A 26,654-nucleotide genomic window follows, 5' to 3' on the forward strand; every position below is an offset into this window, starting at 1 on the left:
CCAAAAGATTATTCAGCAACGGGAAGGAAGAAGCAGAAGCGGCTTCCTTCTCCTATTTCACTTTCTACCCATATTTTACCGTTTTCGGCTTCGATAAAGTCTTTGGAAATTGCAAGTCCTAATCCTGAGCCTGATTTATTGTTTCCGTCTGTGGGTACCTGGAAGTAGCGGTCAAAGAGCCGTTTTTGGTATTGTTCGTCTATTCCTTTTCCGAAATCCCGTACAGAGAATTCTATTCCTTGTTTTTTCTCTTGTATTTCTATTTGAACTTTTGATTTTTCTGAGCTGTACCGCAAGGCGTTAGAGAGAAAGTTAATGAGTACCCAGGCTGTTTTCTCTACGTCTGCGTTTACAACGGGAAGGTTTTCTTTACTGATAAGTTCGAGTTGAATGTTTTTTTGTCCGGCTTGAAAGCGGACTGCGTTCAGGGCATAGTTGACGATTTCCAGCGGGGCGGCTTTGACAAAGTTTAATTGCAGGTTGCCTGTTTCTACTTGTGCGAGATCAAGGAGTTCACTGGTGATTTTCAGTAAACGGCTACAGTCGTCTTTGATGTGTGCTATGAGTTGTTTTTGTTCTGTGTTCATCAGCCCGATCCTTTCGTCATCCAGAAGTTTTAAACTCATTTTTATGGAGGATATAGGGGTTTTAAGTTCGTGGGACACGGTAGCGATAAAGTTGGTTTTAGCCTCGTCGAGTTCTTTAAATTGGGTAATGTTATTGAGGATGTATACGGTTCCTGCGGTTTTACCGGTTTGCAGAACTGGTGAATCCTGGTCTTCAAATATGGGTACGATAATTTCTCTTTTCTGGAGCTGGAAGTAGGATTCTTTCTGGTCTGCGTAGATTTTTATGGGCTGATCGTTTTTTTGGTTATTCATGATCCTGGCTAAAAGATCGTTTTTTTTCATCAGGTCTTTGACGTTGGATCCGTTTACTTTGTTTTCATCAAGGTTCAGGATTTGTGCGGCAACTTTATTCATGAAAAGAATTTCCTGTTTTTCGTTGAGCCCGATAATGGCGTCTTGCATTTGTTCAATGATGGCTTCGATACGCAGCTTTTCTGATTGAATTTTTGCAAGGTTACTGTTTTCCCATTTATTGAGTTGTTCAACCATTTCATTGAATGAGCTGGCAAGTTCTGAAAATTCATCTGTGCCGTCAAATACGAGTCTTTGTTTATAGTTTTTACGCCCGATTTCTTGTATGGCTTCGGAGAATTCTCTAAGCGGGTTAGCGACAAATCCGGGGAAGTTGACAATAAAAGAGAATAGAACGAGGAAACAGAAACTGGCGGCTGTAATGAGGTACAGGCTGGCTTTTTCAACGGATTTTTGAGCGACATAGTTTTTTCTGACGATACCGTCCATGTTAAGTTTGTCGATAATCGTGAGTTGAGATCTGATCTTTGCGAGTGCTGTTTTTTGCTGTGCAGGGTTGGTGAGTTCGTGGAATGATTTTTTGAGGGTTGCTACGGCCTCTCCTTCTCCGTTCTCGGTCACGTTTTTTGATTCGAGGGATAGTTGTTTTGCAAATTTCTTCTGTAGTCCGGGTGTGAGGGGAAGGTCGTTCTGGTCAAGGATGGAACGCATTTCTCTGGTGTAACTCAGGGTTTCGTAGTTGTCTTTCAGAATCACTTTTGCACTAACCGAGATCTGGTTCATGTAATAGAGTGAGATGGAACCGAATAGGAGTACGACTACAAACAGGAATCCGAATCCGAGGCGGAGTTTGGTTTTTATTTTCATTGTATTACTTGTTGAAAGTTCTAAGGGGGTTTGCCTGGCTTCGCAAAAATATAGGTAGTGCTATGTTCGAGCTACGTTTACTTAGGCCCGAAAAGGGCAAAGAAAAACAATGCTCTTCACATTAGCACCATCTATATTTTTTGGGATAACCGGTTAGGTTTATCTGTTGCAAAGTGACATACAATTTCATTTTTTTATTGGTTTATTTGTTGGATTGCTTACTGGTTCACTAATTGGATTGCTTAATCGTTCACTAGTTGGATTGCTTAAGATAGAATAACGAGATCTGTTTCTGTTGATGAAATGTTCCGCAGTAATTCGTTGAATACGGCAGTTCTCATGATCACCTGAAAGAGGTTCAGATGAGGTTTCCCGATACAGATGGTCGTGATTTCTTTTTCCTGGGCAATTCTCATAATGGTTTTGGTGATTTCATCACTTTTCACTTTGATTACTTCTGCGCCAAGTTCTGTGGCGAGCTTAAAGTTATTGATCAGATGCCTTTGCAAATCTAGTTTAATCCGGTCACTACTTTCATTATTATTCTGCACATAGAGTACGGTCCAGGGAGATCTGTAATAGGAAGCCAGCCTGGCTGTTTTACGGATAACAATCTTAGCGGTCACGTTATTGGTGGAGATACAGGCCATGAAACGCTCTGGTCTGAGCTTGATTTGTTTAGGGATTTCTATACTGATCTTTCTTTCTACGTGATGGGCTACTTCCCGCAGCGCCAGTTCTCTGAGCTGAAGGATTCGTTCGGATTGAAAGAAGTTCCCCAAGGCTCTTTCTATTTTTGTTTTGTCATATATTTTACCGGATTTAAGCCGGTCTATGAGTTCATCAGCGGTCAGGTCAATGTTCACGATCTCATCTGCAATATCCAGCACTCTATCCGGGATACGCTCTGTGATAGGGATTCCAGTGATTTTCTCAATCTCCTCGTTCATGCTTTCCAGGTGCTGGATATTCACAGCCGAGATTACACTAATGCCTGATTCAAGGATATCCATGACGTCCTGCCAGCGTTTTGTGTTTTTGCTTCCTTCTATATTGGAGTGCGCCAGTTCATCTACGATAACTACTTCGGGATTCCTGCTCAGGATAGCCTGCACGTCCATTTCTTCAATTTCCTTGCCTTTGTAAAATAGTTTACGCCTGGGAATTAATGGAATTCCTGCTAAAAGGGCGTGCGTTTCTTCTCTGTTATGGGTTTCAATATAACCGATTTGTATGTCAATTCCATTTTTGAGCAGAGCGTGCGCTTCTTGCAGCATCCGGTAGGTTTTTCCAACTCCCGCACTCATACCAATATATACCTTGAACTTACCCCGGCGGGATTTCTTTACCAGGTCAAGGAATTGACGTACTGATTGTTCTTTATTATCTTCCACAATTATAATCGGTTTACCATGTAATAATCACATATCCTATATCAACCAGATAGGATACACCGGTAATGAATGTAATGCCTATGAATAAAATCAATATAAATTTAGCGGAATAATTCCGGTAAATTGTTTGAGTTGCCATCGTTTGATCCTGATTTTTAAGCCTGACTTCCTGCCCTTTTTTCAGCCGGGCAATCCTTGCTTTTCTTCTTGTTTTTGGCCCGTATTTTAAACACAAAAATCCTGCAAAAACAGTGATTGAAGCGGTAAATAAAAATTCTAAAAATGTTTCCATGTTTATAGCTTTTAGTTTTTAAAGCCGGAGATTTTATCCCCGGCCATTTATTTTAAATAAGTGACTTTATAGGGTTTAAAAAGAAACAGCAACACTTGCAGTAACTGCTGCATTATAGTTTACAGCACTTATATCTCTTTTAAATATTTTGTCTTTGCTGTCATATACTTTACCTTCTAGCCTGACCACCGCATTTGATATTGGTGCATAGTCAATGTTTAAGGAATAGCCTTTGGTTTTAAATCCATTAGGGGTATCAGTGGCAATCAGGACACCGTTTTTATCCTGGTAGTATTCAAATCTTCCTGCCATTGCCCATTTAGGGTTGATGGTGTAACGGGCAATAACCACCGGGGATAATACTTCGTTTTTACTATGATCGGTTTTGGATTTCTGCTGTGTAGCATAATCAAATCCTACGGTTACCCCAAAGGCATCAGCGAGCTGGAATACACCGTAAACATTATGGTAGAAACGGGTTACTCTTACGGAGTCAGCACCTTCGGTTCCAAGATAGTTACTATAATTTACAGTGATTTTATCGGTTGGTTTCCAGGTGAGTTGCAGGCCTCCGGCTGGTTGTCTGTTTCCATCCTGACGTGCGATACGCTGCCAGCCGTTTAGGTAGAGGGCTGAAGCTGTAAATTTGTTGTCATCGGTGCTGTAGGTAACTTTCGCTCCGGATTCAAAGTAAGGGGTATTTTCTGAAGAAATATTCCTGGTCAATACCCAGCAGTCTTTTGATATGGCACTTTCAAAACCAATATGGGACGAGAATACACCTGCGTCTACCCATAGGTTGGCTTTATTGGATATTTTAAAGCCAACGTTTGCTTCCAGGATATTTTTTGACACCCCAGATTCAGCCGCCAGGTTCGCATTGGCATAGGTTCCGGCCATAATAGCCAGGTTAGCCCTGATTTTTCCGGAGTCATAGGCCGCTTTAATATAACCCAGATTCAGATTCACTTCATTACTTCTATTGTGTGCATATATAAAACCAGGTCTGTTGTTATTGGCCGGTCTGTTAAAATCGTGTCCATAATATACTTCGGCATAACCCGAAATTTTAACTTTAGGTTCTTCTTGTGCGCTTGCAACCAAACCCATACAAACAGTGGCAGCTGTCATCAAAAATTTGTTCATTGTATCTTATATTATTGTTAAATGGTAAGGTGTTTTTCTTCCTGATCTGCGTATTGAAGAGCCTGTTCAAATTCATTTTTTCCTGGTTAGGGTCGTAGAGTTTAAACAGGCTCCTTTTATTTTTTAAGGTTATCCAACGCAACATTCAGTTCCAGTACATTGACTGTACTTGGGCCAAATAAGCCTAGCAATGGGCCATTAGCCGTTTTTTTAACCAGTTCTGATACGGCCTGTTCACTTATTTTTCTGTTCATCGCTACTCTTTTAATTTGGATAGTTGCGCCTTCTACAGAAATATCAGGGTCTAATCCGCTACCTGAAGCAGTAACCATATCGGCAGGAATATCGCTGCGTTTCAGATAAGGGTGGTATTTAAGCAGAGAATCTATTCTGCTGTTTACTTCTTTTAAGTAGTCCGGGTTGGACGGGCCTTTATTCGATCCACCGGATCCGTCTGCTTTATAACCAACTGAAGATGGTCTGCCCCAGAAATACTGAGGTTTAGTGAAGGATTGTCCGATCAGTGCATAACCTACTACTTTACCATTTTGAGTGATCTTTTCACCGCCGCCGCCTCCTTTAGAGAAACTTCCGGCAAAGGCAACCATTAAAGGATATATGATGCATAGCAGTACTAATAAAACTGCAGTAAGACGTATAGATTGTAAGATGTACTTTTTCATGAGTTTATATTGTTTTTTAACGGTTATGAAGCTTGCATGAGCTTTGTCAATTATTTTAGAGTAACAAGCTCATGCAGGTTTCATGATTTTAATTTTTTAAACGAATAATCCAACTAGTATATCAATTAATTTAATGCCTATAAAAGGGGCTATAACTCCACCCAGACCGTAAATCAACAGGTTCCTGCGCAACAAGGCACTCGCTCCTATTGGTTTATAAGCCACACCTCTTAAGGCAAGCGGAATCAGAATCGGGATGATAATCGCATTGAAAATAACAGCCGACATAATTGCACTTTCAGGGGAATGTAAACCCATAATATTCAAGGCTTGTAAGGCTGGTATAGAACCAATAAACAAGGCTGGAACAATAGCGAAATATTTAGCGACGTCATTGGCAATAGAGAAAGTTGTCAGTGTACCACGAGTAATCAAAAGCTGTTTACCGATCTCTACGATCTCAATCAGTTTGGTTGGGTCATTGTCTAGATCGACCATATTTCCAGCCTCTTTTGCAGCTTGTGTTCCACTGTTCATGGCTACACCAACGTCTGCCTGCGCTAAAGCCGGAGCATCGTTTGTACCATCACCCATCATTGCAACCAGCTTGCCTAAGGCCTGCTCGTCTTTGATATAGTTCATTTTATCCTCAGGTTTTGCTTCAGCAATAAAGTCATCTACGCCTGCTTTTTCTGCAATAAATTTAGCCGTCAACGGGTTATCTCCGGTTACCATCACTGTTTTTACACCCATCTTACGCAGACGGTCGAAACGTTCGCTGATCCCTGGTTTGATAATATCTTGTAATTCAATTACACCCAGTGCTTTCTCGTTCTCTGAAACTACAAGCGGGGTCCCTCCATTGGAAGCGATCTTTTTAACTTCGTCTTCGATATCCTGAGGAAAAATATTTCCTGCTTTCTGAACGATATTACGGATAGAGTCAAAAGCACCTTTACGGATACGTCTTCCATCTGGGGTATCAATACCGCTGGACCTGGTTTCGGCAGTAAACTTGATAAATACTGCGCCTTCCGGGGTAGTTGGCAATGCAAAATTATTTTGTGTATTGGCCAGCTCGATAATCGACTTACCTTCCGGGGTTTCATCTGCTAATGAACTCAGTACGCAGGCATTGGTAAACAATTTAACATCCACTGCTGCTGTAGGGTAAAAGTTGGTCGCTTTACGGTTACCGATAGTGATCGTTCCTGTTTTATCTAATAACAGTACGTCAATATCTCCTGCAGTCTCCACTGCTTTACCTGATTTAGTAATTACGTTTGCACGTAAGGCACGATCCATTCCCGCAATCCCGATGGCTGATAACAGACCACCAATTGTGGTAGGGATCAGACAAACGAACAGAGAGATTAATGCGGCAATTGTAATGGGTGTGTTTGCGTAGTCTGCGAAAGGTTTCAAGGTTACACAGACAATCACAAATACTAAGGTAAAACTTGCTAAAAGGATTGTTAAAGCAATTTCATTTGGTGTTTTCTGACGGGATGCTCCTTCTACAAGGGCAATCATTTTATCCAGAAAGCTTTCTCCTGGTTCAGTACTCACCATCACTTTAATTTCATCCGACAGGACCTTAGTACCTCCTGTTACGGACGATTTATCACCTCCGGATTCTCTGATTACCGGCGCAGATTCTCCGGTAATAGCTGACTCATCGATGGTAGCTATACCTTGAATGATTTCTCCGTCTGTTGGGATTGTATCTCCGGTTTCACAGAAAAAAACATCACCTTTTTTTAATTGACTGGATGAACGCATTTCAATAGTTCCGTCTGCCAGAACTACTTTAGCTGGTGTTTCTTCTCTGGTTTTTCTTAAACTGTCTGCCTGAGCTTTACCTCTGGCTTCAGCAATGGCTTCAGCGAAATTGGCAAACAGGACGGTCAGGAACAGAATTAAGAAAATAAAGAAGTTATATAGTGGTGATCCTTGTCCGGCGTGGCTGAAAGAATAAACCGTAACGTATGCCATCACCAGTGTTCCTACTTCAACAGTAAACATCACCGGGTTACGCACCATCACCCTTGGATCAAGTTTTATAAAGGATTGTTTAAGGGCAGTTTGAACCAATGCAGGTTCAAATAATTTATTAGAAGACTTCATGATAATCTATTTAATCAGGGTAAAATATTCTGCCAGCGGGCCTAAAGTCAGGGCAGGGAAATAGGAAAGGGCATTTAAAACAACAATCACCGCAAAAGTCATCAGACTGAAAGTCAGTGTTTCTGCTTTTAAAGTACCAGCAGATTCCGGGATATATTTTTTAGCGCCCAGTAATCCGGCAATAGCAATAGGGCCAATAATTGGTAAGAACCTGCCCAGGAATAATAAAAATCCTGTAGATACATTCCAGAACACATTATTGTCGCCTAAGCCTTCAAAGCCAGAACCGTTGTTTGCATTGGAAGAAGTCATTTCGTATAACATCTCTGAGAAACCGTGGAAGCTTGGGTTATTTAACCATGCTTTTGGTTGTACTGCCCATGCTGCATCGGCATGATTGACGATGATAAAACTTGATAGTGCTGTACCTGCAAGAATCAGGAAAGGACTTAACAGGGTGATTAATGCTGCAATCTTAATTTCTCTTGCTTCTACTTTATGCCCAAGGAATTCTGGTGTCCGGCCTACCATTAAACCAGAGATGAATACAGCGATAATGAGATAGATAAAGTAATTGAGCACCCCTACTCCACAGCCCCCGTAAAAGGAGTTGATCATCATCCCTAATAATTGCCATAAGCCTGTTAGTGGCATTGAACTGTCGTGCATACTGTTTACTGATCCTGTAGAGATAATCGTGGTAACGGTACTCCAGTAACCACTAATTGCCGGCCCGAATCGCACTTCTTTACCTTCCATTGCACCGGTAAGCTGCGAAACACCCATTTTCGCAATTGCAGGATTTCCTCCAAGCTCACTGCTTACGGTTGGAATCAGTAGTAATAACATACCTATGGTCATTACACCGAATATCATCCAGGATAGTCTTCTGCGTTTGATAAAAATACCGAAAGCAATCACCATCGCTATAGGAATGATCACCTGTGCAATCAGTTCTACCGAGTTAGTGAAATAAGATGGATTTTCTAAAGGGTGTGCAGAGTTTGTACCAAACCAGCCACCACCGTTTGTTCCCAGATGTTTAATAGCTACAAATGCAGCTGCGGGGCCTCTTGATACGTTTACAGTATCGCCCTGTAATGAGATGAATTTATCTTTTCCTTCGTAACTGCTTGTTGTACCTGAAAAGGCAAGGATAACAGCCATGATCAGGGAAAGAGGTAATAGTAACCTGGTGATTGATTTCACAAAGAATTCCCAGAAGTTACCCAGATTAGTAGAGGTTTTATCTCTGAAGGCTTTAAAGAAGACTACAGCAGCTGCGATACCGGTTGCGGCACTCACAAATTGAAGAAACATCATCACAAAGTGTTGTGTAAGATAGGTTACACCGCTTTCTCCTGAATAATGTTGAAGGTTACAGTTTACAACGAAACTGATAATTGAGTTAAAGGCAAGATCAGGAGACATTCCTGGGTTACCGTCGGGATTAAGTGGCAGCTTATCCTGATTCATTAAAACGAAGAATCCATAAACTAACCACACCAGGTTGATGGTCATCAGCGCTTTCATGTGCTGTTTCCAATTCATTTGCTCGTTAGGGTTAATTCCGGAAAGTTTGTAGATACCAGATTCAATAGGTTTTAAGAAGTCAGTCCAGACTTTTTCACCAGCAAATACCTTTGCGAGGTATTTACCTAAAGGAATAGCTATAACCAGGGTAAGCAGGTAGGTAGCGTAGATTCCAAATAATTCAGTGTTCATAGCGTTCAATTAAAATTTTTCGGGTTTAATCAGCACGTAAATCATATAGATGAATACTGCGATTGCGATAATAAATAGTGCGATCATAATTTTAGATTTTTTCGAACCAGTCGATTGATTTGTAACAGATCCACGTCAGGACCAGAAGAGCGATTAATAATAGTACAGTCATCATGGTGTTTATTTTTTATGGCCTTATCCAATCGCTATACCAAAGAAGAAGAACTCGACATAAACAGCTATAATTCAATATTTTAACCATGAAAATGAATTTGATCAGGAAATCTCCGGAATTAAAACCCTTCCATTTTGGAAGGGTTGATTACCGATATGGAAGGTTGGGAATAGTCAAAGGGCTTTACATCAATTTTAAAAGGAGTTCTGATATATGTGTGTGACATAGGGTTACTTAATAGCCTATAGTAGTATTAAGGGAAAATTTAATCCTTAACATGATGAAGAAATATTTGATTTATGGAATACTAGGTTTAACTGCACTGGGTTGTAGCAGTGACAAAAAATCGGGCGCTTATGAAACTGCAGATGTTCAAAAACAGAGTTCTGCCTTATCATCAGATACTGTAGTAACGGAAAAGATTGTTAAAACGGCGGACATGAGGTTCAGGGTAAAGGATGTGCAGTCTGCTAAAGAGAAATTAGGCAGTATACTGAAAGCTGAGGGCGGCATGATTGCCGAATTCAGTACACATAGCATGATCAGGCAAAATGAAAAGGTGAAATATTCTGCTGATTCTTTACTGGAATTGATTGCTTACCGGGTGGAAGGTTTGGTCGTGGCAAGAATTCCTTCGGAGAAACTGGATGATTTTACAAATACTGTAGCAAAGATGGCCGTGTTTATTGATGATCAATCTTTAAAACAGGATGATCAAAGTCTCAATTATTTGAGTAATCAATTGAAAAGTAAGAATAAGGTTGAAGCGGTAACACAGTTGAATAATTCTGTTTCAGGAAAAAAGGTGATTGTGGCGGAAAGGTCTTTAGCATTGAAGGATGAATTAGTAGATAATAGGATGAATAATTTGCAGACTGACCGGAATGTACGGTACAGTACGATTACTTTAAATTTTTACCAGGACAATACGATTAAGAAAATGATAGTGGTCAATGATAATTTATCTGATTACCGCCCTGATTTTTTTAAACGGTTCTGGTTAAGTTTTGAGAATGGCTGGGGTGTATTTAAGGAATTTATTCTGATCCTGGCTAACTTATGGGCATTAATACTGGTTGCTGTTGCTGTTTATTTCGTTTTCAGACATTATCGCAGGAAAAAATTGATCGCATAATTGAATTTTCAAGAGATTTTCAGCGTTCAGGTGTGTATTTAAGCTTCGTTTTATAAGTTTAAACAGGTACTTGAACGCTTTTTTTTAAGCAATCCCCTCCTGTCTGTTATCTATCTACAAGTTCACTAATTTTTTTTCTCCTTGAAAAGCAACACATTAAGATATTTTTACCGTTTAAATGCTCGTGAACGATAAAAATGTCAATTCTTTACTTACCTTTGTTGCACACCAAATCAGAAAGATCATTTATGATCGTTTGAAATTTGGTCTCTGCAGGATTGCAGACCCTTCGCAAGAGGGAAAAAGGTGATACCAATTTTTCGGGGTGTAGCGTAGCCCGGTATCGCGCCTGCTTTGGGAGCAGGAGGTCGTAGGTTCGAATCCTGCCACCCCGACTTAAAAAAAGAGATCAAATGATCTCTTTTTTTTTGCAACAATATTTTCAGATCAGTATCTTGGGATCAATACCAAAACTTGTGGGGCTGAATTAAATTAGGCGTAAATCCGAGACAGTCTGTACAAGAAAAATTCGATACTTCTCACCCCCCTGAATTGGGATCTAAAAGCTTTGATTTTGGCATTAAAAGATTCCGCAGAAGCATTGGTAGATCTGTTGTCGAAATAATTCAAGATCGTTTGATAGTGATTTTCAATGGTTCTTGAAATGGTATTAAAAGCTTTAAATCCCGCTTGCCTTACCTTTTCGTGCCATCTGGCCAGCCTGGCCAAACCATACACTTTATCGGTAGTTTTTTCAAAGATATTGCTGAGGTTCATACTTAAATCATAGGCCTGCTTCAGATCCGGATAACGCTCAAATAACAGATCTGCTCTTTCTTTTTGACTTTGAGTCCAATATTCAGCACGTTTATACAAAACGTATCTGCTTCTGGCCAGTAATTGCTTGAGGGTATCTCCATTAGGGAGAAAGCCGGACTGGAAATCATAGTTTCCTTTTTTCGCCTTTTCTATCGCTTCATTTTCAGCATCTAATGCTGCCCATCGGTGCTTGATTCGCATTTCCTGTAAGGCTTCTGTGGCCAGTTGCTGTACATGAAACCTGTCGGTTACCCTGACCGCAACAGGAAATGCTCTTTTGGCAATCAGTTCCATATTACCAGCCATATCCAACGTAATTTCTTTCACCTTCCGCCTTTTATCCGATGGAATTTTTCTAAGCACTTCAATGACAGTTTCTGCTTTTACACCCGCAACAATCGCTACAATTGCCCCTTTTTTGCCTTTGGCAGCTTTATTAGTGACAATGGTATAAAGCTCGCCATGGGACACGCTGGTCTCATCTATGGAAAGTTGTGTACCCAGATTGTCTGGATAAAGCAACCATTTACTGGCATGTTCTTTTTGATCCCAACTCTTAAAGCCACTCAAAAAATCCTTGTACTGACGCCCAAGATTTCTGCCTTTTACTCCATAAAAGTTCCCGATCGTTTGAATATCATTCGGGGCGGTACTGACTGAGTTGTTTTAAAAAAACCGCGAATTCCCCTGTCATTCGCGTTCCCTTAGCAACCAGGCTCCAGTCTCGGTAAGCCACTTTTCCGGTGGTATGGTTCAGCCATCTGCGTCGTTTGATATGAAAAAAGACCTGATGTCCGCGCATGGGGAAATCCTGGACGGTGATGGTAGGAAAGAAACCTTTGGACTCCAGTTTATCCTTTTCAAATGCCAATGGAATAGAATTCAGCTCTTCCAGATCAATATGTAAAATATCCTGCTCTTTACGAGCAGATTTCAACTCAAAATTCTCTAATATAAACTCGGGTAATAATAAACGTAGGAGCTCTTCGTAACTTGATAACATCTGTAAAATTCAAAGCCCAAAACTAAAAATTTTCACGCTTCCCCACAAGTTTTGGTATTGATCAGTATCTTGACGCTAAAACAATTAATCAACTTTTTCTACTTCAAGTATTCTATACCCAACAGACTTAAATAAATGATACCATCATGTGCAGCAGAACACCAACCGAAATGAACAAAATCAGGTAGCACATGATAGCTTTATCAGCATTAAACCACAATTGCTCTTCAGAACCATTAAAAACTTAAACACTACGAAAAAACAAATTTATACTGATGAAAAAATCGTTAAATAGCATTGTCTTATTATCATTGTTTTGCCAAATGGCTTCGTGTCAATCATCTAATTGGAAATTAAAATATGATTACATAAGCGACTACGAGCAAGATGGACTGATTTCAGTAGGAAAAAAAATTGGAGAGGGCAAAAATAAAGAATTCAGATATGGTTTTGTATCTCCTGAAGGAGTAGAAAAAATTCCTGTAAAATATGAACAAGGCGCTAATTTCTTTGAGGAAAGAGCAGCTGCGGTTATCAATGATAAACATGGATTTATTGATACAAAAGGACAAATTATTGTCCCTTTTATATATGATTATGTTGGAGGATTTAAAAACGGAATGGCCGATGTTAAATTAAAAGGTAAGTCTGGCTTTGTAAATAAATCCGGAGTAGTAATAATTCCAGTAAAATATGATCATATAACTGATTTTGATGAAAATGGCATTGCAAAAGTTGGGACTATAATTAATGTTGTTGGCAATCAAAATATTAATAAATACGGCTTGATTAATAAGAAAGGAGATGAAGTCGCTCCGATAAAGTTTGATGATATCGGAATATTCTATAATAATAAATTGCCCGCTATTGCTGTAATAAAAAACAATAATAAATGTGGTTTAATCAATACAATGGGAGAAGTGTTGATTCCATTAAAATATGATGGAATTGAAATATACGACAACCTGCAATCACAAAACTTAATTATTGTAGAACTTGACAAGAAATATGGCCTGACCAATACTAACGGGCTGGAAATTACTCCTGTAAAATATGGTTACATTAAAGATATTGATGAAGGCAAAATTGAAGTTTATGAAAAAGGCGAAACATTTTATATCAATAAAGATGGTAAAAAAGTTAAATAAAATCTGATGTACTTACCGTAAAATCCTTTAATAATCTCATGGGTATCATATTAAGAATAAACAAAATATTATCAATAATATTACCTTCCATATTTTGGATAGTTTGTCTGTGATAGTAATTTTATATAAATTATAAAACACATGAAAAAGATCGTTTTATCTTCATTCTTATTCCTAACTGGTATTATTTCAGGCTATGCACAAACCTATCAGCCTGTTACCAGCAAAAACAAAACTTATCTGGCTACAGTCAAGGGGCTCAGTTATACCTATGCTAACGGCATGGTTACATTAAAAAATAACGGCAAATATAACTTAGGAACGGTAAGCATCATTGCCCATTCTAAAGCAGACAGTAATTTGTTTGGTATAGCGCTATTTGAGGATGGACTGGAAAGAGGTTCAACCCATAAAGCAGCGGTATATTTTACTAAAGGACTGGGAAAAGATTCGCATGATATCCCCCTGAAAGATATCGATCAGAAGAAGCTGGTTTTATCTTTTGATAAGGCAACAAGGGCAGAGTAGCCATCATATAAAGTTAAAGGCTTGTCTACCGATGAGCCTTTTACAATTCCACAAGGGCTGAAGTTATTTTATACCTGAAAAAGGCTATTGCCACCGCAATGTGTTACCGCTGTGGGCATAAACAGCAATAGATAATACTAATTTTCAGCAAATCCGGACTGCTTAAGGCAGGTTAGTGATAGCAAATCGTTTTTTTTAACTTTGCACCATTGACCTATGAATTAGCCAGCTTTTGTGTAAATACTGATCATGCCTAATAAAATCTTCCGCGTACTCCCCTCATTAAACGAATCAGCTGCAAACAGTTCCTTGATTGAAGCACAACTGAAGCTATTTTACCTGATGCTTGGGGCTAATATTTTAAAGGGTGCGATCTACCTTTTTGATGCCTTAAGAAACCACCAGGGCGATGGCAGCGGTCGTGCGATCAGACTGATGGTAACGTCACTTATCTTGATGCTGATTTTGCGCCGTTTCCCTAAAATTATTTCCTGGGGTATCCATTATGCCATAGCCGGCACTATTTTGCATATTTATTACCGGGTTTTTAACCGCGCTATCGGAGCAGATGTGGTCACGCTGCAGGCTATCTTCATGGTCCTGATCTCGGGTTATTATGGTTTAGGTAAGAAATGGGGCACCGTTTACGCCGTAATCGCATTTGCCTCCGTCATTTTATACCATTATCTACCTTTTCGCTGGACAGGCCTGCACCCTTTGCCGCAAAACCTAAATGATCTTTACATAGGTATCAATTGCCTGGTGATCATTATGTCGCATATTTATTTTCATGCAGTCTTGTTCGGTAACCTGAGAGAAAGTGAATTACTAAGTGAAAAGATGACCGAACTTGCCGCAACCAAAAGTAACTTCCTTTCCACCATGTCGCATGAACTGCGCACCCCGTTAAACTCCGTGATCGGACTTGCCGGGTTGTTGTTAAGTGAAGAATCGGATGCTCAGCAAAAAGAGCAACTGGATGTGCTCAAATTTTCAGCAGAAGGACTCCTGACGTTGATCAACGATATTCTGGACTTTAACAAACTGGAAGCCGGAAAGCTGGAACTCGAGCATGTACCGTTTGACCTGGCCCGCCTGCTCAAAAGTATAGCCAGGGGGATGCTGTTCAAAACAGAAGAAAAGTCTTTGGAATTTAAACTTCAAATAGATCCGAAGATCGAGGGCAAGCGATTTTTCGGCGATGCTGCCAGGTTAAGTCAGGTGGTTTACAATCTTGTTGGCAACGCCATTAAATTCACCGAAAGAGGAACCGTAAGTCTTCAGGTCAAAGTTTTAAAGTCTGGCAGTAATGATTACCGCATCCGGTTCCAGGTAAATGATACCGGGATCGGTATTCCCGAATCCCGGCAGAAAATGATCTTTGAACCCTTTCAGCAAGCGGAAGCCAACACGACCAGGAAATTCGGAGGTACTGGTTTAGGGCTTTCTATCGTGAAGCAACTGATCGAACGGCTTGGAAGTGAGATTACTTTAAAGAGCGTTCCGGGAAGCGGCTCGTCATTTTCTTTTGATCTGTTAATGAAAGAAGATCTCAGCACTGTCACCAAAGCGACCGGACAGCAACCAGATAACAGTTCATTTGACCTGAGTCATTTAAGCATTATGCTGGCAGAGGACAACATGATGAATATCTTTTTTATGAAACAACTTTTTAAACGTTGGAATATCATTGCAGATATCGCTGAAAACGGCCAGGAGGTACTTAATTTACTAAAAACTAAAAATTATGATGTGATTTTGATGGATATGCACATGCCGGTTATGGATGGACTGGAGGCGACCAGACACATCAGAAATTTACCGGACCCGGCAAAAGCGGATACCTATATCATCGCCCTCACCGCCTCCGTTTCAGACCAGGTTCAAACGCGCGCAAAGGACTACGGTATGAATGACTATTTGCCCAAGCCTTTCCAACTCGACGACTTAAAAGAAAGGCTGGTCAACCAGCTAAACAAGGACCTGCTTAAATGAAGTTCCAGCATTTATCGCTGACTTTTTACCTTTCATGCTGTTAACTTATAGCTATTCGACCTTTAACTGGTTAAATATTTTCATTTCGAAAGGCATCTCTAAATTACAGGCTAAAAAATAAATGTGAAATATTTGTAACGAAGTCAAAAAACAGGTGTCTATTAAAAAAAATGAAATATTATTTATTGACCTTTAGCTAAAACAGCTTCATGAAATCTTTTTACTTTTTAATCTTCTTCCTATTATTTTCTTTTTGTATCCATGCACAAGAAAACAGCCCTTTTAATACTGGATTTGAAGAAAAAATTTCTTCAAAAATCCTTGGACAGGAACGTAAATTCTGGATACATATCCCTAATAGCAACGGAGGAAATAAGATAAAAGACAAAGGACATTATCCGGTAATTTATTTATTGGATGGAAGTGAAAATTTCAATACCGTTGTAAGTATTACAGAACATATGAGTGAATCAGGTTTTTGTCCGCCGATGATTGTAGTTGGAATTCTGCATGCAAACAGAGTAAGCGATTTAACAATTGGTGCTGATAAAGAATTGCCTGGAATTGCTGGCAATGGAGAAAAATTCATGTCATTTGTAGGGAAAGAACTTATTCCTTATATCGATACAACGTATCCAACTACTACTTATAAAACATTTATCGGCCATTCTCTTGGAGGCTTAACGGTCATGAACGCTTTCCTGCATCAACCGGATTTATTCAATTCTTATGTTTCTCTTGACGGATCTTTGTGGTGGGATAATAAAAAAATAGTAAAAGAAGCAAAAGATATTTTGCCCACTCAAAATTATAAAGGAAAAACGTTGTTTATCGCCATGGCCAATCGTATGGAAAGAGGAGTAGATACGCTAAGTGTTCAGAAAGATACAAGCGGGTCGACGGCACTTATTCGCAGCAATTTGGAATTCATCAAAGACGTTTCTAAAAACAAAAAAAACCATTTGCGCTTTAAATATAAGTATTACGAAGATGATAACCATCCTTCGGTAAGATTGATCGGAGAATATGATGCGCTACGATTCATCTTTGATTTTTATAAGCTTAAAATTTATGAAAGCGAAATAAACAATCCTGATTTTAAATTAGATTCTTTATTGGTCTCACATTATAAGAACGTCTCTGAAAAAATGGGATATAATATTAAGCCAGATGAAAGCCAGGTTAATAATCTTGGCTACAAAATGATAGGTACTAAACAATTCAAAAAGGCAGAAACTTTATTCAAACTCAATATTGCAAACAATCCTAACAGTGGCAATTGTTATGACTCAATTGGTGATTTATACCTTGAAACCGGAGATAAAGCCAGCGCTATAGAAAGTTTCAAAAAAGCCTTAACGTTGAAAGAAATCCCGGAAAGCAAAGAAAAATTACAGCATTTACTGAATGAGGTTAAAAAATAAGTTTATGTTCAGCAGATGAGCAACAACCTTCTCTGTCCGGATGTTTCCTTTGGTGCACGGTGAAGACAAGGAGGAACCTGACTTTCAGGATGATCAACTGCCAATCTCCATAGGTGACCAAGGCCCAGGCTTATTGGATGTGCATCAGGTTTAGCCTGATAGTGTAAATCAAAGAAATGTTCACTTAAGAATGATTCAAAATCTTCCTCTGCTCCATGATATAGTTTTTTGAGTTCAATACGTATTTCTGGAATAAGTATTTTCTTTGTGCCTTGTGAATTTGGCAATATTTCACTCGGATCGCCGTAGTAAGTGCATAAAAAGGTATCTGTTGGTATTGGAGAGCGGTCTACATGAAAAGAATAAACATCGGTTGGGAAAAATGGGTAGGAATCATCCCGATCATAGTAGTTGATTACATTAAGGATTGGCGATGCGCCATGTGCTTCCAAGACCTTCAAATCATTCAAGAGAATTTCGCGGGCTAGTTGCCCTTGTTCACTCAACTGAAGTTCACGAAGTTCGTCTTCTTCAAGTACTGTCATATTTTCACTTAACTCTACCTTTTTAACAATTTCAGAAAAATCACCTGTGAGTTCGCGAGTCCAGCAAATCGCATTCATTTCTCCATTAAATCGCGTAGAAACAAGATCCTGAAAGTTTGTGACACAATGAATTTGATGCTCAGCGTAAGATAAATCTATCATAATAGCAATATAGCTCAATTTATTAATTTACTTATCTATATTAATATACGCAGGATATGATCCACAAACAGGCAAATCAAATTCTTCGTTGTAAGGCTGTGTACCCGTACCGTTTGAGATTCAACTCTTAAATTTTTTCTGCCGTCTGAAAAAATAAACCAGGCAAATCACGTATAATACAACCGCAATTATTCCAGCAATTGACAACCTCCAAAGATTTAATAAATACCTGTCGTGAGAAATATGATTGCTTAAGATATAGGTGCTTAATGGCCTAAGTCTTTTGAGTGTATCGACAGGATGCATTCCACTATCTGTAAAGAATTCATGTTTACCACCAATTCTTGTATACCAAACCTTCCCAATGGAATACCTGGTTAGTGTATCTATCACATTAATTTTTCTTAAGTTGTTTAAAGCCTTTTGATTTATAGGGATTAAGGTGACATCTTTAATTTTTTCATCACATTTAACAGGTTCATAATGATCACCTGCCCAATACATACATTGCTCATCCGCGTACGGTTGCCTGATTGTACTTTTTTTAAATAAAAAGAAGAACCCGCTGGCCAGAAACAGAAGCGCAACACAGGTTAGGGTCACAGTTTTAATCGGTGTGCCCTGAGGTTCAATAGTATCAGAATCAATTACTACTTCCTCTTCTTTGTCTTCGTTATCATCTGCCTTTTCATTGCTGTTGATGTTTTTTTCAGTCGAAGTTCCAGCTGAATTACTCAGAGAATTGTCATTCTCCTCACTTATTTCTTTGTCTCCTGTTTCAGGTATGGAATCCCCCTGCTGACCGGTGTCTGAATTTTCAGATTCATCCGGTTCTCTACTTTCTTTTTTTGACCTCCAATCCTGGTAAGAATCGAAGCCTGTTAACCATGCCAGGAGCTTTACAGCTGCTTCATCTCTGATACTTGTTCCTTCTTTTAAGAACTTAACTAAGGGCCTGAATTTATCTAATCCGAATTTTTCAATACTTTTTATATGGTCATTAAATTTGCCTAAAGGATCGAAAAACAGCTTAAGTATTTGATCATCCTTCTTAGTATATTTTTCTGCAAAAATTTTAAGGCATTCATTTTTCAACTTTAAGCGTCCCGGGTTTTCCAAATTAGAGGAAAGTTCGCCCGCTCCCTTTTTAAAAAAGTAAAACTCTAATACTTCTTTTTTATATTCTTCAAACATCCGTTAAAAATTGAAGCATAAAAATAGGGTACAATTACTAAAACTATTACGGTTACCCGTAGTCGTAATGGAATAATCAGCCTGATGACCATCATAGAATTTCCAGAGTCTTATAAAGCTCAATAAGCTTCTAACGCCTTCAAAAAAGGGAAACCGTATAAAGCATATTCATGACGAAATTATCTTTGAAACATAAAGTTGAAAAGAGAGTGAAAATATTGAACTCCAACCCCATTTCTTAATTACCCGAAATATGTTCAAAAAAGTATTGATTGCGGAAGACCACGAAAGTATAAATATTTCCGTTCAAAAGACATTATCAGATCTCAATATAGCGCATAACAAATGTGATTATGCCTATTATTGCGATGACGCTTTAAGTCGTATAAAAAAGGCAATTCGCCAGGAACAACCCTATGATTTATTAATTACCGATCTTTCGTTTAATGAAGATGTACCTCAGCTTATTTCTGGAGGTGCCGAACTTATAAAAACAGTCAAAAAAATCCAGCCTGATCTGAAGATTTTAGTATTCTCTGTTGAAAACAGATCTATTATTGTTAATTCATTGATCAGAGACTTAGACATTGATGCATTTGTGCCAAAAGGCCGGCAGGATATAAAAGATTTGAAGAATGCGATAGAAACAATTGCAAATAATAAGAAATATGTCTCGAATAATCTTAAAAAGACTTCAGAGGAAGAGAGATATTTTAAGTTTACACCTTTAGATAAAAAAATCATCCTGCTTTTATCAGAAGGGATCCCTCAAAAAGATATTCCGGTTTATCTAAAAAAAGACAATATCAAGCCATCGAGTTTAAGCACTGTTGAGAAACATTTGAGTGAAATGAAAACAGCACTGAATATTTCAAAAAATGAACAATTAATAGCTTACTGTAAGGATATAAAAATCATCTAGAGCTGAAATTATTCATGAAAAAGCATTAACCGAAGAATCTAAAATCGAAAAACACACTGCCAAAGAGCATGCAATTTCAGAATTCACAAAAGCACTGGACTCCATGTTAAATATGTCATGGATTTTATTAAAGAATAATTTACAAACTTTGCAGTACAAGTTTCCGCTGTACAGTTTCGTTCACCAAAGTTCGATAATGAACACCTTACTGTATCTTAGTCCTGAATTAATGCCCTGATATGCAATCAGCTGCCGTCTTTACTTTGGCATGTTGATAGCTTGCCCTTGTAAACAAAACTGGTTATCCGACTAAATTATATTATGCTTAAAAACTACTTGAAGCTGGGCTTTCGTAACCTGATTAAACATAAGGCATCTTCATTTATCAATATTTCCGGGCTGGCATTAGCTGTAGGTTGTTGTTTAATGGTTTTCGAGTATACTTACTGGGCAATGCATCAGGATGCATTTAATACCAGGATAAATCACTTGTTTGTGATTGAAAAAGTGACGGACAAAAACGGGAATCAGCAGTATCATGGTGACAGCCCATCTCCTTTAGGCCCCGCTCTTAAAAATGACTTCCCTCAGGTAAAAAATATAGCCCGCTTAAACTACAACAGTGTCATCATCAAGCAAAAGGATAACGTATTCAGGGACAAGGTGACTTTTGTTGACGATGACTTTTATAAGATGTTCGACTATGCTGTAAAATGGGGCAACAAGCATCATTTCACTGATAAAGATGGAATTGTGCTGACTTCAGAATTATCGGAAAAGTTATTTGGTCATCGGAACGCTGTTGGTAATCCGCTGGCGATTACGTTTAATGTGAAAGGCCGTACCGTAACAGAGAATTTCATAGTTAAGGGTGTTTTCAGTAAATATCCTGCCAACGCATCCTTTAGTTTTTCCGCGCTCATACCGCATTCGAGAATGGTCTCTTTAGGAATAGATAAAGTTGGTGATTGGAGTGAAACCACCAATATCACTTTTATTGAAACAGCTGATGAAAAGACGCTGTCATCCATCAAGTCTCAGGACAAAAAATATATTGACCAGTACAACGCAGTACATCCTGATCATCAGATAGTGTCCTTTCATTATCAGGCGCTAAAAACTATGAACTTTCACTCTTATAAAGTTGTCGACAATCATTTCAGTACAATGGAACCGATCGGCTTGATTATGCTCATTGTAATTGCAGTTTCGATTTTACTGATGGTATATTTCAATTATATCAACATTACAGTAGCATCGGCCTCCAGCCGCCTGAAAGAAATCAGTGTAAGAAAAGTAATGGGTAGCAGCAGAAGACAGATCATTTTTCAATTTATCATTGAAAACATTATCATCTGCACAATCGCAGTATTTCTAGGATTATTTCTGGCAGAAGTCTTCTTTTTCCCATGGTTCAGCTCCGTTGCAGGATTCCAGCTGGGTACAGGATTTTTCTTAAACTCCCGTATCTGGATAGCAGCAATACTTCTTATTTTGGTTTCTGCTTTAAGCGGGGCTTTATATCCTTCATTTTATATCTCTTCGTTAGATACCATAAGTATGATGAAAGGAAAAGCTGAAATGGGCAGTAATAATCGATTCAGGAAAGTCTTACTCGGCATTCAATTCATTCTCACCTTTCTCTCTGTTTCTGCTGCTATTGCATTTATACAGGAAACAACACAGATCAAACGTAAGCCCTGGGGCTATCAGCCTAAAAATAATGTGGTAGTGAGCCTGGATAACAGCTCATCTTACCAGACTTTTAAAGAAGAACTGAAGCGAAGTAAAGGTATAGTAGCTATTACCGGATCGGTTCAGCCTATAGGTAATTACACGAAAGAAATTCTGATTAAAAACGAAGGCAAAACTAAGCAGGTTAAAAGTATCAGTGTATTACCTGGTTTTATAAATCAACTGGGAATAACAATTACTGAGGGCAGAGATTTCAATGAAAAACAGTTAACAGATCAAAAAGATGCTGTAATAGTCAATCAGGCTTTTTTAAAAATGATGAATTGGTCAACTGCTGTTGGAAAAAGTATCCGCTATAATAATCACAACTATTCGGTTGTTGGACAGGTAAATGATTTTCATTATGAAAGTTTTGAATATGAGGTTGCCCCTATCCTATTGATGAACACTACTCCAAAAGATGTGAAGTTTGTTTATATTAAAAGTTCATCCAATCTATTTTCAGGTGCGCATGAAGAAATCAAAAACATCTGGCAGAAGTTATATCCATATCTCCCATTTGATTTTTATGATCAGGATCAGGTGTTTAATGGGTATTTCAATGGTTTTTCCATAATTTCAGAAGTCTTAGTAGTTACTTCCCTGTTAATGACTGTAATATCAATTTCAGGGGTTTTTGGACTTGCACTTATTATTTTAGGAAAAAGGATGAAAGAAATTAGTGTCCGTAAAGTTTTGGGTGCTGACATCATTCATCTTATTTACCTGATATACAAAGAGTTTTTATTTGCTTTGACCACGGCAATTATAGTGGGTGTACCTCTTTCTTTTTTCCTGACCGACAGCATGTTCAAGCAGCTATCTACCCACTCTGAATTTTCTTTGTTACCAATTGGGTTAGCAGTCATTGCCTTAATTTCTACTACTTTAATCAGCGTTTCATGGCATATATTCAAGGCTAATCAGGCAAATATGTCCAAATATCTAAAGCAGGAATAAAATTTAAAAAATTATGAGAAATTTCTATTTCACTATTTGCATCCTGCTCATAGCATCAGGTGCCATTGCCCAGCAAGATCCTGAAGAACAATTAAAAAACACGTCCTGGGTTCAACAGGGTTATGGAAGATGCTTAAAGATTGAGGAATCTAATTACACTTACTATAATACGAATAGCCTGACTTGTAAGCCCCTGGCAGAAGGCAACTTGAAAGGAAGGTTCACTATAATCTCATTAGATAAGAATAAACTTGTTCTTAATCCCGGGGGAATTGTAAATTATATTTTTAAGCGTGTTGATTCATTACCTCCGATGTGCATTAATGCCGATAGTGCTGTGGCCTCCTATGAGGAAAACTTTAAGATTTTCTGGGAAACTTTCAATGATAATTATGCCTTTTTCAAGGAACGAAATATAAATTGGAAACAGGTTTATGAAGAATACCTGCCAAGGGTAAAGAAAATACATTCGCAAAAGGAATTAGCAAATATCCTGCTTGAAATCGTCAGAAAAATAGATGACGGTCATATCAGACTGGAGATCCCGGATTCTCTGAAAACAAAAGTAATTGCAGCTAAACCAGTAATCAGACTAAAAAAGGATGATCTCATTAAGGCCATACAAGATACTTATTTAGCAGACACACGTACTTATAATCATGGGGTAATCAGTTGGGGAAAGTTGAAAGGCTCAAATAGCGGTTATATCCTGATCAGGGATATGAACAATTTTGCAAAAGACTACAATAATAAGAGCAAAGATTCCAAACAACCTCTGGTGCAGTTTGATGATGAACTTAACGGAGTCGACCACGTGATGAAAAAAATACTGGCCGACATTGGGCAATCCGGTTCCGTAGTTATTGATCTTCGGTTCAATGGCGGCGGACTGGAAACGGTAGCTTTGAAACTTTTGAGCTATTTTGTTAGAGAAAACAAACACGTTCTTTCTGTGGAAGCCAAAACCGATCAGGGCAATACTGCAATACAAAAATACATTTTGAAGCCGGCAAATACTGCTTATACAGGTAAAGTCTACTTACTTTTAAGTGGTCAGACAGCAAGTGCAGCAGAAATTTTCGCCCTGGCAGCACACAGTTACCCGAGTATTAAAACTATAGGTTCCAGAACTAATGGTATCTTCTCGGAAATTTTATGGAAAGAACTTCCTAATGGATGGGAATTCAGTTTATCGAATGAGATTTATACTGATCCAGCTGGAAAAACTTATGAAGGAACAGGTGTTCCGGTAAGCAGTGAGCTGAATTATTCAAGGAACCGGTTAGATTTTTATAATAGCTTCTATAGCGGGAATCGTTTTACCGACAAGGCGATAGACCAGATCCTGATCAAATAAAAAAGTCGTCTGAATACTGATATTCAAACGACTTCTTCCTCTATTTTTTATTAAAAGTGATAACCTACTGTTCCCACTGCTGTTCTTGGCCTCATCGGCTCAATTGTACTCCAGCCTTTATAATATTCTTTATTGGTCAGATTGTCTACTTTAAATGCAAAAGTAAAGGCTTTTATACCGTAAGAAACCGAAGCGTTCAGCACTGTATAAGAAGGAAGTGTAAATACCCCGGTTGTCGCTCTGTTCAGAATCAGGTTTTTTCCTGCGTAATTTCCGCCAAAACCAAAACCCAGTCCTTTTACACTGCCATTCAGAATTTTATAGCTAAACCAGGCATTGACAAGATCTGAAGGTCCTGCACTTTCAGGTCTTCTGCCTTCATAGTCCGCACTTGCGCCTGTAAGTTTACTGGTGTTTTTACTATAACCTGCGTTGATATTAAAACCAGGGAAAGGGTTAGCCTGGATTTCTACTTCAAATCCTTTGCTATAATTTTTTCCGCCTTGTGAAACGTCATTCTGACCGCTATTCAAGACAACATTTGCTACACGGATATCATAATAGCTCAAAGAACCGGTTAATTTACCTTCTAATAAATCAGCCTTCACACCTGTTTCCCATTGATTAGCATGTTCAGGTTTGAAGTTTTTTGTAGAAGAAACCCCATCGATAGTAACATTTACTGGCTGCACATTGGTAAAACCGTTCATATAATTTCCAAAAACGGAAAGCTTGTCTTTCAATAACTGATAGACTAGTCCAAATTTAGGAGATAATGCTGTCTGTGAATATTTTTCCGCAGCCGTTAATGTTTTTCCGCCATTATGAAATCTGTCTACGCGTAAACTGAACATTCCTGAAAGCGCAGGTGTAAAATTTAAAACATCTGAGATATAAGCACTATAAACCTGTTGACTGGTATTGCTGTCATTATAACTTCCTGACGCTGCTATCGCAGCATCTGCACTTTCCCTGGTCAATATACCAGTATCAGTTCCACCAAGGGTAACCAGCCCTAAGCCAGCGTAAGGAGAACTCTTGTCTATAAATGTTCTGTTAAAATAGTCAAGGCCGGCAACAATTCTGTTGCGCATACCGCCGATATGAAAGTCACCGGTGAAGTTCTGTTGAATATCAGTAGTCTTTGTAGTTGAATTCTGGTCACTGATATAACGGTCAAATTTAGAAGATCCGGCAACTGACTTCCCCGACTCATATAAATAAGAATAGTAACCATCAGATTTAGCAGAACCTATGGAAATTATAGTCTGAGAATTCCATTTATCTGATATTTTATAATTCATCTGGCCCTGCGCATTAGCAACCGGGGTCTTCATGCTCAAATCATTACTTGTAAATGATTGCTTAGGATCATAGTTTAAACCACCCAGATTAGTCACTTTCAGTGCAGTACCTCTGTCAAAAAACAACATCGTAGGGTTCGTGCCTTTTGAGCTTAAAAACTGAGTATTCAGCTGGAATGATAACCTGTCATTAACTTTGTAAGACAACGATGGCGCAATAAATCTTGTTTTCTTAAATCCGGCATCCTGAAAACTGTTTTCATTATGGAATGCTGCATTCATTCTAAAAAGTAATTTATGGTTTTTATCAATCGGTGTATTGAAATCTGCGGTTATTCTATTTAATCCATAACTTCCTGCTGTATATGTAATATCTGTTGCAGTACCATCAAAAGGCTGTTTGGTTATCGTATTAATCAATCCGCCGTAAGAAATCAAACTGCTTCCAAATAAAGTTCCTGAAGGGCCTTTAAGTACTTCAATACGCTCTATATTGGAAACATCCAGACTACCATTGGTTAATCCTGGTAAACCGTTCACCAGCGTAGGCTGAACGGCAAAACCTCTGAGGGAAAAATAACCAGCACCGTCGCCGCTACGTCCTGTAGAAGACCATAATTTGTCAATACCAGGCGTATTTTTTAAAGCATCATCATAGTTGGTGATCACCTGCTCTGTCATCAGTTCTTTAGAGATCACAGCATAAACCTGTGGGTTTTCAAGATTCTTCAAAGGCATTTTGGAAACATAATTACTTTCCTTTACTGCAAATTTATTGGTCTTCCCACCACTCACAATAACCTCTTTTAATTGCTGACTGGAAGCTGTAAAGCTTAGATTTACAATTGTAGTCTCCCCTTTGGTTACGGTTACATTCTGAGATACTGAATTTAAACCGACCAGGCGTGCAGCTATGGTGTAAGTCCCGGCTGGAATATTTTTCAACAGGTACTGGCCATCTTGATCAGTCGCTGTATTAGCAACGCCTTTAATTGCAACCATGGCCAGTTCTACTGGCACCCCGTCTGATGTTTTTATAATTCCTTTGATTCCTCCTGTTTGCGCGAAGGAAACTGAAATAACCAGCAAAAGAAAAAATGCGGTTACAGCGATTTTTATTGTAGAAAAAAGCAT

General features: G+C 38.7%; 21 protein-coding genes and 1 tRNA gene. 9 read left to right on the forward strand and 13 right to left on the reverse strand.

The annotated features are described in order from the left end of the window. Positions 1 to 8: 8 nt before the first annotated feature. The 8 genes from AB3G38_RS10235 to AB3G38_RS10270 all read right to left on the reverse strand — a co-directional run bounded on the left by AB3G38_RS10235 (position 9) and on the right by AB3G38_RS10270 (position 9,202). Positions 9 to 1,748: an ATP-binding protein gene (locus AB3G38_RS10235; protein ID WP_367868386.1), complete on the reverse strand. Its 1,740-nt coding sequence runs from the start codon at positions 1,746 to 1,748 to the stop codon at positions 9 to 11. 266 nt (positions 1,749 to 2,014) lie between these two features. Continuing rightward, on the reverse strand, positions 2,015 to 3,145 hold the full coding sequence (locus AB3G38_RS10240) for a sensor protein KdpD (RefSeq protein WP_367868760.1): 1,131 nt from the start codon (positions 3,143 to 3,145) through the stop codon (positions 2,015 to 2,017). A 10-nt stretch (positions 3,146 to 3,155) separates the two neighbouring features. Continuing rightward, the gene (locus AB3G38_RS10245; RefSeq protein WP_367868387.1) at positions 3,156 to 3,434 is read right to left on the reverse strand and encodes a hypothetical protein; all 279 of its coding nucleotides are present in this window, start codon (positions 3,432 to 3,434) and stop codon (positions 3,156 to 3,158) included. Between the two features lie 75 nt (positions 3,435 to 3,509). Continuing rightward, positions 3,510 to 4,580, reverse strand: coding sequence for a porin (locus AB3G38_RS10250; protein ID WP_367868388.1), 1,071 nt, complete (start codon positions 4,578 to 4,580; stop codon positions 3,510 to 3,512). Between the two features lie 116 nt (positions 4,581 to 4,696). Continuing rightward, on the reverse strand, positions 4,697 to 5,263 hold the full coding sequence (locus AB3G38_RS10255; RefSeq protein ID WP_367868389.1) for a K(+)-transporting ATPase subunit C: 567 nt from the start codon (positions 5,261 to 5,263) through the stop codon (positions 4,697 to 4,699). Between the two features lie 96 nt (positions 5,264 to 5,359). Then, complete coding sequence (gene kdpB, locus AB3G38_RS10260; RefSeq protein WP_367868390.1) at positions 5,360 to 7,390, reverse strand: potassium-transporting ATPase subunit KdpB; 2,031 nt, start codon at positions 7,388 to 7,390, stop codon at positions 5,360 to 5,362. A gap of 6 nt (positions 7,391 to 7,396) precedes the next feature. Then, complete coding sequence (kdpA, locus tag AB3G38_RS10265) at positions 7,397 to 9,115, reverse strand: potassium-transporting ATPase subunit KdpA (protein ID WP_367868391.1); 1,719 nt, start codon at positions 9,113 to 9,115, stop codon at positions 7,397 to 7,399. A 9-nt stretch (positions 9,116 to 9,124) separates the two neighbouring features. Continuing rightward, positions 9,125 to 9,202, reverse strand: coding sequence for a potassium-transporting ATPase subunit F (locus tag AB3G38_RS10270; RefSeq protein WP_082035969.1), 78 nt, complete (start codon positions 9,200 to 9,202; stop codon positions 9,125 to 9,127). A 365-nt stretch (positions 9,203 to 9,567) separates the two neighbouring features. Here AB3G38_RS10270 and AB3G38_RS10275 point away from each other — a divergent pair, with 365 nt between their 5' ends. Then, on the forward strand, positions 9,568 to 10,425 hold the full coding sequence (locus tag AB3G38_RS10275; protein ID WP_367868392.1) for a DUF4349 domain-containing protein: 858 nt from the start codon (positions 9,568 to 9,570) through the stop codon (positions 10,423 to 10,425). Positions 10,426 to 10,746: 321 nt separating this feature from the next. Further along, positions 10,747 to 10,820 (forward strand) — tRNA-Pro (locus AB3G38_RS10280). A gap of 97 nt (positions 10,821 to 10,917) precedes the next feature. Here the strand turns inward: AB3G38_RS10280 and AB3G38_RS10285 are convergent. Together AB3G38_RS10285 and AB3G38_RS10290 are read right to left on the reverse strand one after the other, a co-directional pair. Continuing rightward, on the reverse strand, positions 10,918 to 11,814 hold the full coding sequence (locus AB3G38_RS10285; RefSeq protein WP_367868393.1) for a transposase: 897 nt from the start codon (positions 11,812 to 11,814) through the stop codon (positions 10,918 to 10,920). 67 nt (positions 11,815 to 11,881) lie between these two features. Next, on the reverse strand, positions 11,882 to 12,247 hold the full coding sequence (locus tag AB3G38_RS10290) for a transposase (RefSeq protein WP_367868394.1): 366 nt from the start codon (positions 12,245 to 12,247) through the stop codon (positions 11,882 to 11,884). Between the two features lie 275 nt (positions 12,248 to 12,522). Between AB3G38_RS10290 and AB3G38_RS10295 the strand changes: the two genes are divergently transcribed. From AB3G38_RS10295 to AB3G38_RS10310, 4 genes are all read left to right on the forward strand, one after another. Then, positions 12,523 to 13,395, forward strand: a complete 873-nt coding sequence (locus AB3G38_RS10295) for a WG repeat-containing protein (RefSeq protein ID WP_367868395.1) — start codon at positions 12,523 to 12,525, stop codon at positions 13,393 to 13,395. Positions 13,396 to 13,536: 141 nt separating this feature from the next. Then, complete coding sequence (locus AB3G38_RS10300) at positions 13,537 to 13,923, forward strand: hypothetical protein (protein WP_367868396.1); 387 nt, start codon at positions 13,537 to 13,539, stop codon at positions 13,921 to 13,923. A 249-nt stretch (positions 13,924 to 14,172) separates the two neighbouring features. After that, positions 14,173 to 15,918, forward strand: coding sequence for an ATP-binding protein (locus AB3G38_RS10305; RefSeq protein ID WP_367868397.1), 1,746 nt, complete (start codon positions 14,173 to 14,175; stop codon positions 15,916 to 15,918). A 209-nt stretch (positions 15,919 to 16,127) separates the two neighbouring features. Beyond that, a complete protein-coding gene (locus tag AB3G38_RS10310; RefSeq protein ID WP_367868398.1) occupies positions 16,128 to 17,342 on the forward strand; it encodes an alpha/beta hydrolase-fold protein in 1,215 nt (404 codons plus the stop codon). Positions 17,343 to 17,350: 8 nt separating this feature from the next. On the opposite strand, the gene AB3G38_RS10315 is transcribed toward AB3G38_RS10310, so the two are convergent. Together AB3G38_RS10315 and AB3G38_RS10320 are read right to left on the reverse strand one after the other, a co-directional pair. Continuing rightward, the gene (locus tag AB3G38_RS10315) at positions 17,351 to 18,049 is read right to left on the reverse strand and encodes a DUF1826 domain-containing protein (RefSeq protein WP_367868399.1); all 699 of its coding nucleotides are present in this window, start codon (positions 18,047 to 18,049) and stop codon (positions 17,351 to 17,353) included. Between the two features lie 120 nt (positions 18,050 to 18,169). Beyond that, positions 18,170 to 19,243 (reverse strand): hypothetical protein, encoded by a 1,074-nt coding sequence (locus AB3G38_RS10320; RefSeq protein WP_367868400.1) that lies wholly within the window; start codon positions 19,241 to 19,243, stop codon positions 18,170 to 18,172. 253 nt (positions 19,244 to 19,496) lie between these two features. On the opposite strand from AB3G38_RS10320, the gene AB3G38_RS10325 reads away from it, so the two are divergent. The 3 genes from AB3G38_RS10325 (at position 19,497) to AB3G38_RS10335 (ending at position 24,216) form a co-directional block, all read left to right on the forward strand. After that, positions 19,497 to 20,165, forward strand: a complete 669-nt coding sequence (locus AB3G38_RS10325; protein WP_367868401.1) for a DNA-binding response regulator — start codon at positions 19,497 to 19,499, stop codon at positions 20,163 to 20,165. Between the two features lie 321 nt (positions 20,166 to 20,486). Beyond that, on the forward strand, positions 20,487 to 22,859 hold the full coding sequence (locus AB3G38_RS10330; protein ID WP_367868402.1) for an ABC transporter permease: 2,373 nt from the start codon (positions 20,487 to 20,489) through the stop codon (positions 22,857 to 22,859). Between the two features lie 13 nt (positions 22,860 to 22,872). Next, positions 22,873 to 24,216 (forward strand): S41 family peptidase, encoded by a 1,344-nt coding sequence (locus AB3G38_RS10335; protein WP_367868403.1) that lies wholly within the window; start codon positions 22,873 to 22,875, stop codon positions 24,214 to 24,216. Between the two features lie 50 nt (positions 24,217 to 24,266). Here the strand turns inward: AB3G38_RS10335 and AB3G38_RS10340 are convergent, their stop codons facing one another. After that, positions 24,267 to 26,654 (reverse strand): TonB-dependent siderophore receptor, encoded by a 2,388-nt coding sequence (locus tag AB3G38_RS10340; RefSeq protein WP_367868404.1) that lies wholly within the window; start codon positions 26,652 to 26,654, stop codon positions 24,267 to 24,269.

It is taken from the genome of Pedobacter sp. WC2423 (assembly GCF_040822065.1).
Taxonomy (GTDB): domain Bacteria; phylum Bacteroidota; class Bacteroidia; order Sphingobacteriales; family Sphingobacteriaceae; genus Pedobacter.